At 46.0% G+C, this 13,599-nt stretch carries 10 protein-coding genes; 3 read left to right on the top strand and 7 right to left on the bottom strand.

Features of this window, described 5'->3' with window-relative positions; all coding sequences use genetic code 11:
• Positions 1 to 78 precede the first annotated feature (78 nt).
• Entirely contained in the window at positions 79 to 1,113 is a 1,035-nt protein-coding gene (locus VER99_RS17400) for an ABC transporter substrate-binding protein (RefSeq protein WP_020334433.1), read from the top strand.
• A 95-nt stretch (positions 1,114 to 1,208) separates the two neighbouring features.
• Here VER99_RS17400 and tyrS read toward each other — a convergent pair whose 3' ends face one another.
• From tyrS to ppsA, 4 genes are all read right to left on the bottom strand, one after another.
• Positions 1,209 to 2,462: a tyrosine--tRNA ligase gene (gene tyrS / locus VER99_RS17395; RefSeq protein ID WP_020334434.1), complete on the bottom strand. Its 1,254-nt coding sequence runs from the start codon at positions 2,460 to 2,462 to the stop codon at positions 1,209 to 1,211.
• A gap of 81 nt (positions 2,463 to 2,543) precedes the next feature.
• Positions 2,544 to 3,350, bottom strand: coding sequence for a helix-turn-helix domain-containing protein (locus VER99_RS17390; protein WP_020334435.1), 807 nt, complete (start codon positions 3,348 to 3,350; stop codon positions 2,544 to 2,546).
• 123 nt (positions 3,351 to 3,473) lie between these two features.
• Positions 3,474 to 4,253 (bottom strand): YSC84-related protein, encoded by a 780-nt coding sequence (locus VER99_RS17385; RefSeq protein ID WP_014233653.1) that lies wholly within the window; start codon positions 4,251 to 4,253, stop codon positions 3,474 to 3,476.
• A 191-nt stretch (positions 4,254 to 4,444) separates the two neighbouring features.
• Complete coding sequence (gene ppsA / locus VER99_RS17380) at positions 4,445 to 6,814, bottom strand: phosphoenolpyruvate synthase (RefSeq protein ID WP_020334436.1); 2,370 nt, start codon at positions 6,812 to 6,814, stop codon at positions 4,445 to 4,447.
• 340 nt (positions 6,815 to 7,154) lie between these two features.
• Between ppsA and ppsR the strand changes: the two genes are divergently transcribed.
• Complete coding sequence (gene ppsR, locus VER99_RS17375) at positions 7,155 to 7,988, top strand: posphoenolpyruvate synthetase regulatory kinase/phosphorylase PpsR (protein ID WP_014233655.1); 834 nt, start codon at positions 7,155 to 7,157, stop codon at positions 7,986 to 7,988.
• Positions 7,989 to 8,121: 133 nt separating this feature from the next.
• On the opposite strand, the gene VER99_RS17370 is transcribed toward ppsR, so the two are convergent.
• Positions 8,122 to 9,378 carry an adenylosuccinate synthase gene (locus tag VER99_RS17370; RefSeq protein WP_020334438.1) on the bottom strand — a complete coding sequence of 419 codons (1,257 nt, stop codon included), beginning with the start codon at positions 9,376 to 9,378 and terminating at the stop codon, positions 8,122 to 8,124.
• Between the two features lie 105 nt (positions 9,379 to 9,483).
• Between VER99_RS17370 and VER99_RS17365 the strand changes: the two genes are divergently transcribed.
• Positions 9,484 to 10,350 carry a LysR family transcriptional regulator gene (locus VER99_RS17365; protein WP_020334440.1) on the top strand — a complete coding sequence of 289 codons (867 nt, stop codon included), beginning with the start codon at positions 9,484 to 9,486 and terminating at the stop codon, positions 10,348 to 10,350.
• Between the two features lie 88 nt (positions 10,351 to 10,438).
• On the opposite strand, the gene VER99_RS17360 is transcribed toward VER99_RS17365, so the two are convergent.
• Both VER99_RS17360 and VER99_RS17355 read right to left on the bottom strand, forming a co-directional pair.
• On the bottom strand, positions 10,439 to 11,809 hold the full coding sequence (locus tag VER99_RS17360; RefSeq protein ID WP_020334441.1) for a hypothetical protein: 1,371 nt from the start codon (positions 11,807 to 11,809) through the stop codon (positions 10,439 to 10,441).
• Positions 11,810 to 11,922: 113 nt separating this feature from the next.
• Positions 11,923 to 13,542 carry an acyl-CoA synthetase gene (locus tag VER99_RS17355; protein ID WP_020334442.1) on the bottom strand — a complete coding sequence of 540 codons (1,620 nt, stop codon included), beginning with the start codon at positions 13,540 to 13,542 and terminating at the stop codon, positions 11,923 to 11,925.
• Positions 13,543 to 13,599: the final 57 nt, after the last annotated feature.

Here is a 13,599-nt window from a genome sequence, read left to right as displayed (position 1 = left end):
TTTCTTTTAATTGGTTAATTATTAACTAATTATGCACCCGAATCCCAGCGCGTCGCTGGACTGGTTGGATTGCATACCATGAAACTTATTATCAAAGGATTGGGGCTGAGCGCACTTGTTCTCAGTATGTTTGCTCATGCAGAAACGAAAACACTGAACGTTTATGCGTGGGGCGGCTATTTGCCGGAAGCGTCACTAAAAGCATTTGAAAAACAAGAAGGTGTGACGGTTAACTATTCGACCTTTGAGAATAATGAGTCAATGTATACCAAGCTGAAATTACTCAAGGGCACCGGTTATGACGTTGTGTTTGCATCTGCGTATTTCATTGAAAAAATGGGAAGAGAAGGGCTGTTAGCCAAGATCGACCATGAGCAGGTACCAAACATGCAAGACACAATGCAAGGTTTGCTAGGACAAGCGCACGATCCTAACAATGACTACTCGCTGCCGTATATTTGGGGCGTCACTGGGATCAGTTACAACGAATCGATGGTAGAACAACCTGTGACAAAATGGGCAGACTTATGGGATGAGCATTATGAGCAACAAGTGATGCTGATTGATGATATTCGCGACGTGTTCGGTATGGCTTTAAAAATGAACGGCCACAGTGTGAACAGCAAAAATGAAGCGGAAATCAAACAAGCTTACGAATCGCTGGTGGCGTTGAAAAACAATGTGCTGCTTTATAACTCAGATGCACCACAGGTTCCGTATGTGTCGGGAGAAACCTCGGTTGGTATGCAATGGAATGGTAACGCTTACCAGGGTCAGGTAGAAATGCCAGAGCTGAAGTTCGTGATGCCAGCAGAAGGCGCGGTGTTGTGGATGGATAATTTCACCATTCCATCAGGTAGCGAAAATAAAGAGTTGGCTCATAAATTCATTAATTTTATGTACCAGCCGAAAAACCAAGCAGAAATCGTTAATAGCTTAGGCTACGCCTCTGCAACGAATGCTGGACGTAATCTGTTGCCGGATGAACTGAAAAATAATGCGACCATTTTCCCAGCGGAAGACGACTTGGAAAAAGGCGAGTTCATTAACGATGTTGGCGCTGAAACTTTAGCGATTTATGAGAAATATTGGCAGAACTTAAGAACTCAATAACGATAACAGGCGCGATAGCGCTATCTTGAAATAACTTAGTTCAATACTCTGAACACCCCTCATCATTGATGTGATGAGGGGTCTTTTTTTATCGGCTAAACTGCTCGCGTCACCAAACAGAAATGCTTCTTGCCGCGCTGAAGTAGCCAGTATTGGTCGAAAAGTGGGAAGCTCAGACTCGGTTTCTCGCTGGAGACTTTTTCGCCATTAACACTAATGGCATTATTATCTATCAGTTCTCTGGCAATGCGTTTTGAACTTGCTAAACCAGATTCAATAAGCAGCGTCACTAAGTCTTGTTGAGTACTGTGAATGCAAGGCAAGCCATCCAATTCGAGCTGCTTTAATTCACTTAAGCTCAATTGTTGAACATCACCACTGAACAGCGCCTGAGTGATGCGCTCGGCACTCGCTAAGCCCGCCTCACCGTGAACGAAGCGTGTCATTTCTTCAGCAAGAATACGCTGCGCCTGTGGCTTTCCTTTGCTTGAAATATCTTGTGTTTCGATTGCTGTAATCTCTTCACAGCTCAAGAACGTGTAGTAACGCAAAAAGTGGTATACATCGGCGTCTTCTGCTGCCAGCCAAAACTGGTAAAACGCGTAAGGTGAGGTTTTGGTTGGATCTAGCCAAACTGCACCGCCTTCCGTTTTACCAAATTTGGTGCCATCAGACTTGGTAATAAGCGGCAATGTTAAGCCAAACACTTGCTCACTATTTTGACGGCGTGTTAAGTCTATCCCACTGACAATGTTACCCCATTGGTCATTTCCGCCGATCTGTAAGCGGCAACCATGTTGTCGGTTGAGTTCGGCAAAATCGTAGGACTGTAAAAGCGCGTAGCTAAATTCGGTAAACGAGATCCCTTGATCAGGTCGCTGCAAGCGCTGTTTCACCGATTCGCGGTTGATCATAGTGTTGATTGAAAAGTGCTTACCGACATCGCGGAAAAAATCGATCACATTGATTTTCTGCATCCAGTCGGCATTGTTAACCAGCTGCATTGGGGTCGCCAGTTGAGGGTTCATCAGTTGCTGGATTTGTTTGGACAGATCATTCACCCAACCAGTCACCGTTTCTTGCGAGTTAAGGTTGCGCTCGGTAGCTTTAAAACTTGGGTCGCCAATCATACCTGTTGCTCCGCCAATCAGAGCGATGGCTTGATGACCTGCATCCTGAAAGCGCTTAAGCATAATTAAAGGCACGAGGTGTCCGATATGCAGGCTGCCAGCGGTGGGATCGAAACCGCAGTAGACGGTTTGTGGCTCTGATAAAAGCGTTTGAATCAGCTCTAAATCACTGGCTTGCGCGATGAGTCCTCTCGCTTGTAAATCTTCAATCAATGTCATTGTCTTATCTGCCTGAGTTATTGTTTCATTCAGACTAAAGCGCGACAGTGCTGATCGACATATCCCTAAAGGGACAGTTTGTTATCTCACGCGGGTAATCAGATGATTTAAAAACAGCTGAAATAGCTCGCCAAGTGAAGAGACTTTCAACTGTGAGTATATCCGTTTGCGATGATTTTTGACCGTGCCTTGCACCAGTTCCAGTCGAGTCGAAATTTCTTTGGTATCAAACCCTTGTACTAGCAGTTGGGCGACTTCTTGCTCTCGTCGGGTTAACGTATCGGTGCCAAATGTTGTCAGGGCGTGTTCTATTACTTCTCTCAGATTGCCAGAATATGTCTCGGGATTAAAAACGGGCTCAGACATTGAAAACTCAGCTTGTTTCCAGTGTTGCTGACACAGCGATTGAAGTATCGAAAAGTAAGGTTGTAATCGGTTTATTTGCTGCTTTGAGAAGCGTTTACCTTCTTCCAGGTAGCCGAAATAGAACATTACCCAGGAATGAGCTTCGACTTGGATCAGCATACTGAGTTCATCTTTCCAGCCAGTCTGGCGATAAAATTGGTCGCAATAGTCTTGGTAATCTACGCCCTTACGAACCACATCTTTTAGCGTAAAAACCCCTTGTTGTTTGCTGTCGTTTAACTGCTGGAAAAAGGGATCATTTTGAAACGAATTGGTGAGATAGCGTTGAAAGAGCAAATCACGCTCATTTTGAATCGAATCATAAAGATAAATAGGGTGTTTGTTTTCACGATATCCCAGTATCACCGCGCAATCAAAATCGAATAAAGCGCTGATCACCCGCATCAATTTCGGCGTGAAATTAGGCGTATTTAAGGCAGAGATGGCCTCTGCGAGGAGCGTATTAAAGTGAGTGTCAGACATGCGAAGTTGAATTGAAGTGGTTTCATGTAAGCATAACCAAAACCGACTCAACGAGAAAGGGGAGCGTCACCTTTTGCTTCGGCGGTTCTCCCCTTGGCTTCTATTTGTTCTTGAGTCTTTCACTTACTGAGAGTTGGTTAGCTCCTCGTTGACCCAGTATTTAGAACCAGACACATTGACATCGACTAACAGACCTTTTGAGTTCAACTGGTACACCGCGACACCACTGTTAAAGTGTGTGCTGAGTTCCTCACCTTCATCGCCTGCAAGAGCCGTTGCTTCGCTGGACGCTTCCCAGCCTTCATTAACGAAAGTGTCGAAATCTTTTTGGTTTTCAAACAGCACCACTTGTTGATAAAACTTGCCGCCAGCGCCGAGTGCCAAGCCCATTCCGAACATGTTCATGTAAGTGCGTTTTTCTGTCTCTTTATTTACCGCAACGCCAGAGCCAGAGTTGGTGTGGAACAGTAAAGATAACTTGCGAGAGTCAAATACCGCGTAGCCATATGCTTGGTCGTAGAGTGCCTTCGCTTCCGGTTTTTCATTGAAGAGTTTGAACATGGTGCTGTCAGCCATCAAATCGACCGCTTGTCGTGCTTCTTCTGGCGTATCGCCTTCCATCAGCTCATCAATCTTTTTATCCGCGATATCAATCCACTCTTTGCTTTTTTCAATGCTCGCATCTGTCCATTCACCAGCCGTGTTCATCGCTTCTTCTGACCAGTTCATAAAATCTTGCCAAGCTTGTTTGGAATACGTTTTCGTACTGTCCCATGCCTCTTGTGCACCTTCCGCAACCGCATCACCCAGCTCAGACATCTTTTCGGAGATTTTATCCCAGTCTGCATGGGCCGGAGAGGCAAGTAACATTAGCGTTGTTAAGATAACGATCGGTTTTTTCATCGACTTCAATCTCTTGCGAAATGGGTTTCTTTCATTCTAGGTGAAAATCTGCAGAGGGAAAATTACGCATGACGCTAGGCTGCGAATATTGTCACGAACTCACGCAATATTGACATAAGGTCTTGCTACAGAATGCAAAAAGCCCCCAAACCGAAGTTTGAGGGCTTTAGATTAGAGAATTCTAACGCGAATTACTTGCTAACTTTACCTAGCTGCAACCAAGTATCGATAACCGTATCTGGGTTAAGTGATACAGAGCTGATGCCTTGCTCCATCAACCATTCCGCTAAATCTTCATGGTCAGAAGGGCCTTGGCCACAAATACCTACGTATTTACCAGCTTTCGTTGCTGCGTCGATTGCCATTTTCAGCATTACTTTAACCGCAGCGTTACGCTCATCAAATAGGTGAGCCACGTCGCCAGAGTCACGGTCCAGACCAAGTGTTAGCTGAGTCATGTCGTTTGAACCGATAGAGAAGCCGTCGAAGTACTTCAAGAACTCATCTGCCAGTACTGCGTTTGAAGGCAGTTCACACATCATGATAACTTTCAGACCCTGGTCACCACGGCGTAGGTCGAACTTAGCCAACAGGTCGATAACCGACGCTGCTTCGCTTGGAGTACGAACGAACGGGATCATGATCTCGATGTTCTTCAAGCCCATTTCGTTACGAACACGTTTGATTGCTTGAGTTTCTAGCTCGAAACAGTCTTCAAACACTGGTGAAATGTAACGAGATGCACCACGGAAGCCCAGCATTGGGTTTTCTTCATGCGGCTCGTAAGATTTACCACCAACCAAGTTGCTGTATTCGTTAGACTTAAAGTCAGACATACGAACGATAACGCGTTTTGGCCAGAATGCAGAAGCGATAGTCGCGATGCCTTCTGTCAGTTTACTTACGTAGAAGTCGATAGGATCTTTGTAACCACGGATACGCTGCGTGATTTCTGCTTTTAGCTCATCGCTTTGAGCATCAAAGTTCAGTAGCGCTTTCGGGTGAATACCGATCATCTTGTTGATGATGAATTCAAGACGCGCAAGACCAACACCTTCGTTTGGAATTTGAGCGAAGTCGAATGCGCGATCTGGGTTACCCACGTTCATCATTACTTTAGTCGGTAGCAATGGTAGCTCATCGACAGAAGAACGCTTTACTTCAAAATCAAGATCGCCTTGGTAAACGTAACCTGTTTCGCCTTCTGCACAAGATACCGTCACTTCGATACCGTCAGACAGTTTGCTGGTTGCATCACCACAACCAACGATAGCTGGGATACCAAGTTCACGAGCGATGATCGCTGCGTGACAAGTACGGCCGCCACGGTTGGTTACGATAGCTGACGCTTTCTTCATTACTGGTTCCCAATCTGGGTCAGTCATGTCAGTTACCAGTACGTCGCCGTCTTGAACCAGTGACATTTGGTCTAGTGAATCAACTAAACGTACCGCACCTTTACCGATACGTTGACCGATTGCACGACCTTCAACTAAAACGTCTGCTTTGTTGTTTAGCTCGTAACGCTCGATAACGTTCTTTTCGCTTTGAGAACATACGGTCTCTGGGCGAGCCTGAACGATGTAAAGCTTACCGTCGATACCGTCTTTCGCCCACTCAATGTCCATTGGACGCTGGTAGTGCTTCTCGATGATCATCGCTTGTTTTGCAAGCTCTTTAATTTCTTCGTCGTTTAGAGAGAAAGTGTTGCGCTCTTCATCCGACGTATCAATGATGTCTACTTGTTTGCCGATTTCTTGGCTGTTTGAGTAGATCATTTTGATCTGTTTAGAACCGAATGTTTTCTTCACGATTGGGTGAGCACCCGCTTCCAACATTGGCTTGTGAACGTAAAACTCATCCGGGTTAACTGCGCCCTGAACGACCATTTCACCCAGACCCCAAGACGAAGTGATGAATACCACTTGGTCGAAGCCTGATTCTGTGTCCAGAGTAAACATTACGCCTGAAGAAGCTTTGTCAGAACGCACCATGCGCTGGATACCTGCTGACAGTGAGATACCACGGTGGTCAAAACCCTGGTGTACACGGTAAGAGATAGCGCGGTCGTTAAATAGAGAAGCGTAAACGTGCTTCGTTGCTTCCATTACAGCGTCAATACCTTTGACGTTTAGGAAAGTCTCTTGCTGACCAGCAAAAGATGCATCAGGTAAGTCTTCCGCTGTTGCAGAAGAGCGAACTGCAACTGAAAGTTCAGGGTTACCTTCAACCAGTTCTTGATAGTTTTCACGGATATCTTGTTCAAGATCTGCTGGGAAAGGGGCGTCTAAAACCCATTGACGGATGGTCGCGCCTGTCTTACGCAGAGCGTCTACATCCTCAACATCCAGTTCATCGAGTAGTTGGTGAATACGATCATCCAAACCTTCATGGTCAAGGAATTTATTGAACGCATATGAGGTTGTCGCAAAACCATTTGGAACAGAAACGCCAACGTTAGCTAGGTTAGAAACCATTTCACCAAGCGAAGCGTTCTTACCGCCGACTTTGTCGACATCATTCATGGATAGGCCATTGAACCAGAGGGTGTTCTTTTGCATGTCTTTCTCCAGAAACATTGCAGCTTTTGTAGGGGGACTTAAGTCAATCTAAACAAATGCTTACTCGTTATTGTCAGTTAAAATCACAGAGGGTGTTTTTATAAATTGTGTAACCAGAGTAATAAGCTACTGAAATTTATAATTCACTATGAGCGACTTTTTCTGAACAATTTTCGACCATTCACTTGTTCAGGTTGATATCAAAGGCAATCGATTACGTTCTAGCTAAAAAAAACTCAACGAATTTTCAAAGCTGTGGGGAACCTAACTGAAAGCCAAACTGATTTATTAATATTATGTTGACCATCCTACTCAAAAGATTTTGAAATATTAAACAAAAATGCAAACAAATACCCAAAGTCGTGATGTATTCTATGTTTCTGACGGTACGGCGATAACATGTGAGACATTAGCCCATGTTGTTCTAGGTCAATTTTCATTCATTCCTAATGAAAAAACCTTTCCTTTTGTGGAAACTCCAGACAAAGGATTGGATGTCGTCAAAGAAATAGAAGCTTCTTACCGCCGAAATGGTGTTAAGCCTCTGGTGTTTTTCTCAATAGTTGTGCCAGAGGTGCGGGAAATGCTGCTTGCGGCTCCCGCTTTCAGCTACGATGTGCTTGAAAGCATTGTGCAAAAAGTTCAGGACGACATTCAGATGGCACCCACGCCAAAGTTGCAGCGCTCCCGAAGTGTGGGTAAAGACTCCGATACTTACTTTGACCGCATTGCTGCAATCGAATATACGCTCGCCCATGATGATGGCATTACGCTAAAAGGCTTGGAGCAGGCAGATATCATTCTTCTGGGTGTATCGCGCAGTGGCAAAACCCCAACCAGCTTATATATGGCAATGCAGTTTGGTCTGCGCGTGGTGAACTACCCGTTTATTGCGGAAGACGTAAAGATGCTGCGCTTGTTGCCTGAGTTTGAGATACATCGTCATAAGTTGTTTGGATTGACCATTACCCCTGAACGATTGAATGAAATTCGCGAGAATCGTTTATCGGGCAGTGATTACGCCAGTGAAGAACAATGTAAATTGGAGTTGAATACGGTTGAAGCGCTGTTCCGAAGAGAAGCGATTCCTTATATCAATACCTCGTCGCTTTCTGTTGAGGAAATTTCGACTCGAATTTTGGAAAAGGCGGGAATGAAGCGCAGATTGTTTTAACGGGAAACCGTTCTAGACCGAAACGGCGTTCAGTCAGGTTTCAAAAATAAAAAAAAGCGGCTTCACCCCGGAACAGATGGAAGCCGCTGCCAAAAGATGTGGTTTACCAACGATGGTTGGTATCCCTCACACCTTAACGCATAATCATTTGTTCACGACCAGGACCCACAGAAACCATTTTTACTGGTACGCCCATAAGTTCTTCAATACGCAGTACGTATTTCTGTGCCGCTACTGGTAGCTCTTCAAACTGACGACATCCTGTGATGTCTTCGCTCCAGCTTTCCATTTTCTCGTAGATTGGTGCTAGTGCTGCTGTTTGAGGCCAGATTGGGTTTTCGCTGTGATCGCCTTCGTAGCCAACACAGATTTTAAGATCGTTAAGACCCGTCAGACAGTCTACTTTGGTTAGCGCGATTTCTGTCGCTGCTTGTAGCTCAACCCCGTTTTTGGTTGCTACTGCATCAAAGTAACCCATGTCGCGTGGACGGCCTGTTGTTGCGCCGAACTCACCTGCAAGTTCACGGAATGCATCTTGCTCTTCCATTGCAGTGATCAGCGTGCCTGTACCTACTGATGAACTGAATGCTTTCGCTACAGCAATTACGCGCTCTGGACGAAGAGCTGGTAGGCCACTACCGATACCTGCATACATAGAGACAACATTTGAAGACGTTGTCCATGGGTATTCACCGTAAACCAGGTCACGGCCTGCACCAAGTTGCGCTTCGAATAGCAATGTCTTGTCTTCTGCTTGCAGCTCTTTAAGAGGAAGCGTTACGTTACAGATAGCATCACGCCAAGGTGCAGATACTTCTAGTAACCAGTTCGCTAACTCTTCTGCCGACTGTTCAAACTCAAATGTAGGGTAAAGCGCACGTAGTTGAGGTAGTTTCCAATCCATCATAAATTGAAGACGTTCAACTAGCACTTCAGGTTGCTTTAACCAACCAACAAGAATGCCTTTTTTCATCACACGGTCACCGTACGCAGGTGCAATACCTTGACGAGTTGAACCATATGCTTTGTCGCCTAAACGCTGTTCTTCTAGCGTATCTTCAAGTGCATGTAGAGGTAGACACAGTGTTGCGCGATCAGAAATGCGCATATTCACTTTAACGCCCGCTTCTTCGACTTCCGCAATCTCCTGAGACAGCAACGCAGGGCTGATAACCATACCCGGACCTAAAACTGCCAAACAGTCTGGGTTGAATACGCCACTTGGAAGCTGGTGTAGCTTAAACGTGCCCAGGTCGTTAACCACGGTGTGACCTGCGTTGTTACCACCTTGGAAACGAATACTCGCAGAAGCTTGCTCTGCCAAAAAGTCAACGATGCGGCCTTTGCCTTCATCACCCCAGTTTGCACCCACAACAACGATAGACGACATAATTTGTACTCCAATAACAGACCGAAAAATCTTATGTTGTTCGCCTTAATAAGAGAAATTAATTATACTCATCAGCTTGATAAGAAATTCATATCGGAGTGGGCAATGTTGGATTTGAATTGGCTGAGGACATTTGTCACGTTGGCGGAAGTGAAACATTTCGGCAAAACGGCTACAGAGCTGCATATGACTCAGCCGAATGTCAGCTTGCACATTAAGCAGCTTGAGCAAGCAACACGGACGAAATTGATTGAACGAAATCCTGTGCAACTGACTCAGGCTGGAAAGCGCTTGTTGAATACTGCGCAACACATGCTGAACGAGCTGCAGATCTGTCAGTCGGATCTTAATGCGATTAATGATCTTACTCAGGGAACGCTTTCGATTGCTGCCAGCGATATTGTTTCGCGCTTGTTACTTATCAAACCATTTCAAAAATTCAAAAACGAGTATCCGGGCATCGATTTAGCGCTATTCAACACCACGTCATCTCAAGCGGTGGACTTAGTGAAACGTGCCCGAGCAGACATCGGTTTTGTTATCGCTCAGAAAGAGAGTCAACCGCTTCACTTTACCCCCCTGACCCAGATTCACTGGTGTGCTTTTGGCGACAATATCTTTGAGTGGCAGGAAAACAAAAAGGAAAGCCAGACGCTTATTCTGCTTGGGCACGATACTCGTACGCGAGAACTGATCGATGCTTCTTTACCGGAACTGAAGCTGCCAAAGCATAGAGTGATGGAAGTAGGCAGTGTGGAAGCGCAAATCGATTGGGCGGAAGCCGGTTTTGGCACAGCGATTGTTCCGGACTTTTCAATTGACCCAAGGCTGAAGTTAACCAGAGAGGTGATACCGTTGCCAAGCTTCCCCAACACAGACTTTGGTTACATCGTTCGCCAGAATCAGGTGTTATCTAAAGCGGCTAAGCAATTGCTGACCTGGGTTGGAGAGAATGTCTCAGTGGTAAGTTGAACTGGGTTGGAAGGTGATGTTAGAAACGCAGATGTTAGAACGCAACAGGTGAAAACAGCCTGTTGCGTTTATTGAGTTAATTCAGCTATCAGCTATCGCTGACGGTTTCGCTGTCTTTCTTATTGACCTGAAAACGCAGTATGTGAGTACGCTCGATCAGAACATAAAGTACAACCCCAGTTACTAGCCCCCAGCTTGCGCCATAGACAGCAAGAACCACGCCCATCATCCCGGCAATACCACGCTCAGTGTTATTGTTTAGCTGCTCTAGTCCTACCATCAGGCAGATGTAACCCGTTAATAGCAGAGTTAACGACAGCGCTATCGGCAGCACAGGTTGGAAGAAACTAACCAGTGGAAGCGCGAAAAGAGCAATAAAACCGGTGATCCAGAATGTACCCGCGCCGCTGTAGATAGAGTCCATTGCTTCGCGCCCATGCTTGTAACGCTCTGCCATTGTTGCAGCAACTGCGGTCCATAATGGTCCGGCTAGGCCTGGGTATGGTGCGAAGAAAGCGTGTAAGGCGTTACGAATCGCGGTGACTAAATGAACACGGTCGATATTGTTTTCAATGACTTCATCGGTACGTAGTTCATCCGCTCGTTGCATTAATGATTGACCCACAATGATGTCCCCGAAGGCAATAATGTAAGCAATGACTGCGGTTGGAATGGCCATCAGGAATACATCTAAATCGGGGAAACCAATATTGAATGGTAAGTAATGCCACATTCCGACAAAGTCTGGTTGAGTAATTCCCCATTGGATATCAGGCATTGGGTATTCACCGACCAAAATGCCCACTGAAATGGCGATAAGCATGCCAGGAACCATACCGTAATTAACGATTTTTTTCGCCAGTGGCACTCTATCAATCAATCCTTTGAAAGAAACTGAGAACATCAAATACAAGCAGACCAAACTACCAATGCTCAGAGAGATTGGAGTGGCAGCCAGGCGTCCGCCGCTGGAGATCTCGCCCATTATTGCCGCGATCCCGGCACCGATGATGATCCCTGCTTTGAGCGAGTTCGGTACCAATTTAACCATCGCGGAGCCCAAACGAGTCACGCCCAGGACTAAGAAGATGATAAATACCAGTAGTTGAAGAGCGAACAGCGCTTGTATCGCTTCTGGCCCCGGCTTGAAGTCGCCAAGAAAGAGTAAAACCACCGGAATACCCGGAGTGATCCAGCCTGGCACAAACGGCACACCTAACATCGCTGGAATCATAAAGCCAATTCCGCATACCACTACGTAGGCCAGAGCGATGTCATAAGGTAGTCCGAGATATTTCTCTAAAAGGGGGATCATCGCTAAGCTCACTACAAACATAATTAACGCTTGCAGCATTTCCGCAAATTCCCAGCGGTAGTGAATGAAAGGCAGTCGAATTTTAAAAGGCCCCAGTGGCCAGTATGGTTGTTCGGTTCCCTGCTGTCGTTTATAAACTTGCATGGCGTCTTCCTTGTTGACGTTATCGGGGGAGTATTACTTTGCTGTGTTGCAGTAAAAGATGGGGAAGCAATGCCTCCCGATCTTTTACTTATTTATTTAGATTTATTATTTACTTAGATTTCTTTTGCCCAGTCGCGAAGAATGTACTTTTGCACTTTCCCTGTGGACGTTTTGGGTAAGTTGGTGAAGACAATGGTCTTTGGAATTTTAAAGCCAGCTAAGTGCTCACGGCAGTAGTCGAGAATTTCATTTTCACTCGTGAATCTGTTTTGCTTAAGAGTGATAAATGCGCATGGCGACTCGCCCCAGCGCTCATCTGGTTTGGCGACGACGGAAACTTCAAGAATATCGGGATGTTTGTAGAGAACGTCTTCCAGCTCAATGGTAGAAATGTTTTCTCCACCTGAGATGATAATGTCTTTAAGGCGGTCTTTGATCTCTATGTAGCCGTTAGGGTGGCATACACCTAAGTCGCCGGTGTGGAACCAACCACCCTCAAAGGCTTCTGCCGTAGCGCTTGGATTTTTCAGGTAGCCTTTCATTACGGTGTTACCTCGCATGAAAACCTCACCGATCGTTTTACCGTCTTTGGCGACTGGTTTGAGCGTTTGCGTGTCGGCTACCATTACTCCTTCAAGGGTTGGATAACGGACACCCTGACGTGATTTTAGCGTCGCACGTTCTTCAAGGCTGAACTCATCCCAGCTTTCGTGCCATGCGCAGACAGTGACTGGACCGTAGACTTCGGTTAATCCATAGACATGGGTAATGTTGATGCCCATTTTTTCCACATCGCCAATCACTTTTGCTGGTGGCGCTGCGCCAGCAACCATCGCGTTAACCGGGTGATCGATTGCTGCTTTGGCTTCTTCGGGCATGTTAACCAGAGCGTTTAGAACAATTGGAGCCCCACATAAGTGGCTAACTTTATGCTCTCGGATCAGAGTGAGGACTTTTTGCGGGTCAACTCGGCGAAGGAACACATGTACCCCAGCCAAAGCCGTAATGGTCCATGGGTAACACCAGCCGTTACAGTGGAACATTGGCAGGGTCCAGAGGTAGACAGGGTGATGGCCCATTGACCAGGTCATTTGGTTGCCGAGTGAATTCAGGTAAGCCCCACGATGATGGTAAACCACGCCTTTCGGGTTACCGGTCGTGCCTGATGTGTAGTTGAGAGAAATCGCCTGCCATTCGTCTTCTGGCCATTGCCAATCATAGTTAGGATCGCCTTCAGCCAGAAAGGCTTCATAATCGAGATCGCTGGTCGCTTCTTCTCCGCCGTATTCTGGATCGTTGACGTCAATAATCAGTGGCGGATTATCAATTAAAGTCAGTGCTTCCGTAATCACAGCATGAAATTCGCGGTCACAGACGAGTACTTTGGCTTCGCTATGTTTCAGCATGAAAGCGATGGTTTCGGCATCAAGTCGAACGTTCAGAGTGTTGAGAACCGCCCCTATCATAGGGACACCGAAATGCGCTTCTAGCATTGCTGGTATATTCGGCAGCATCACTGATACGGTATCACCTTCACCAATACCACGGCCGGATAAAGCCGAAGCAAGTTGACGGCAGCGTTGATAGGTTTCTGACCAGTTGCGACGAATACTGCCATGAATGACAGCAGGGTACTCAGGGTAGACGGTTGCAGTGCGCTCCAAAAAACTCAGTGGAGTGAGAGCAATGTGATTCACTGCGCAATGCGTAAGATCGTTATCATAGATTGACATTTAAGATCCTTTTTTTAGCTATTGGTGATTCCGTTATCAGATACTTTTTGTTAACAA

The sequence above is a fragment of the Vibrio natriegens NBRC 15636 = ATCC 14048 = DSM 759 genome (assembly GCF_035621455.1).
GTDB lineage: Bacteria > Pseudomonadota > Gammaproteobacteria > Enterobacterales > Vibrionaceae > Vibrio > Vibrio natriegens.
Note: the sequence above shows the minus strand (reverse complement) of the source record. Positions and strands in the feature narration are given on the sequence as shown.

What these genes read in the sequence shown, in the direction of transcription:
- VER99_RS17400 (WP_020334433.1), top strand. Translation starts at nt 79, where the DNA reads ATGAAACTTATTATCAAAGGATTGGGGCTGAGCGCACTTGTTCTCAGT.
- tyrS (WP_020334434.1), bottom strand. Translation starts at nt 2,462, where the DNA reads ATGACATTGATTGAAGATTTACAAGCGAGAGGACTCATCGCGCAAGCC.
- VER99_RS17390 (WP_020334435.1), bottom strand. Translation starts at nt 3,350, where the DNA reads ATGTCTGACACTCACTTTAATACGCTCCTCGCAGAGGCCATCTCTGCC.
- VER99_RS17385 (WP_014233653.1), bottom strand. Translation starts at nt 4,253, where the DNA reads ATGAAAAAACCGATCGTTATCTTAACAACGCTAATGTTACTTGCCTCT.
- ppsA (WP_020334436.1), bottom strand. Translation starts at nt 6,814, where the DNA reads ATGCAAAAGAACACCCTCTGGTTCAATGGCCTATCCATGAATGATGTC.
- ppsR (WP_014233655.1), top strand. Translation starts at nt 7,155, where the DNA reads ATGCAAACAAATACCCAAAGTCGTGATGTATTCTATGTTTCTGACGGT.
- VER99_RS17370 (WP_020334438.1), bottom strand. Translation starts at nt 9,378, where the DNA reads ATGTCGTCTATCGTTGTTGTGGGTGCAAACTGGGGTGATGAAGGCAAA.
- VER99_RS17365 (WP_020334440.1), top strand. Translation starts at nt 9,484, where the DNA reads ATGTTGGATTTGAATTGGCTGAGGACATTTGTCACGTTGGCGGAAGTG.
- VER99_RS17360 (WP_020334441.1), bottom strand. Translation starts at nt 11,809, where the DNA reads ATGCAAGTTTATAAACGACAGCAGGGAACCGAACAACCATACTGGCCA.
- VER99_RS17355 (WP_020334442.1), bottom strand. Translation starts at nt 13,542, where the DNA reads ATGTCAATCTATGATAACGATCTTACGCATTGCGCAGTGAATCACATT.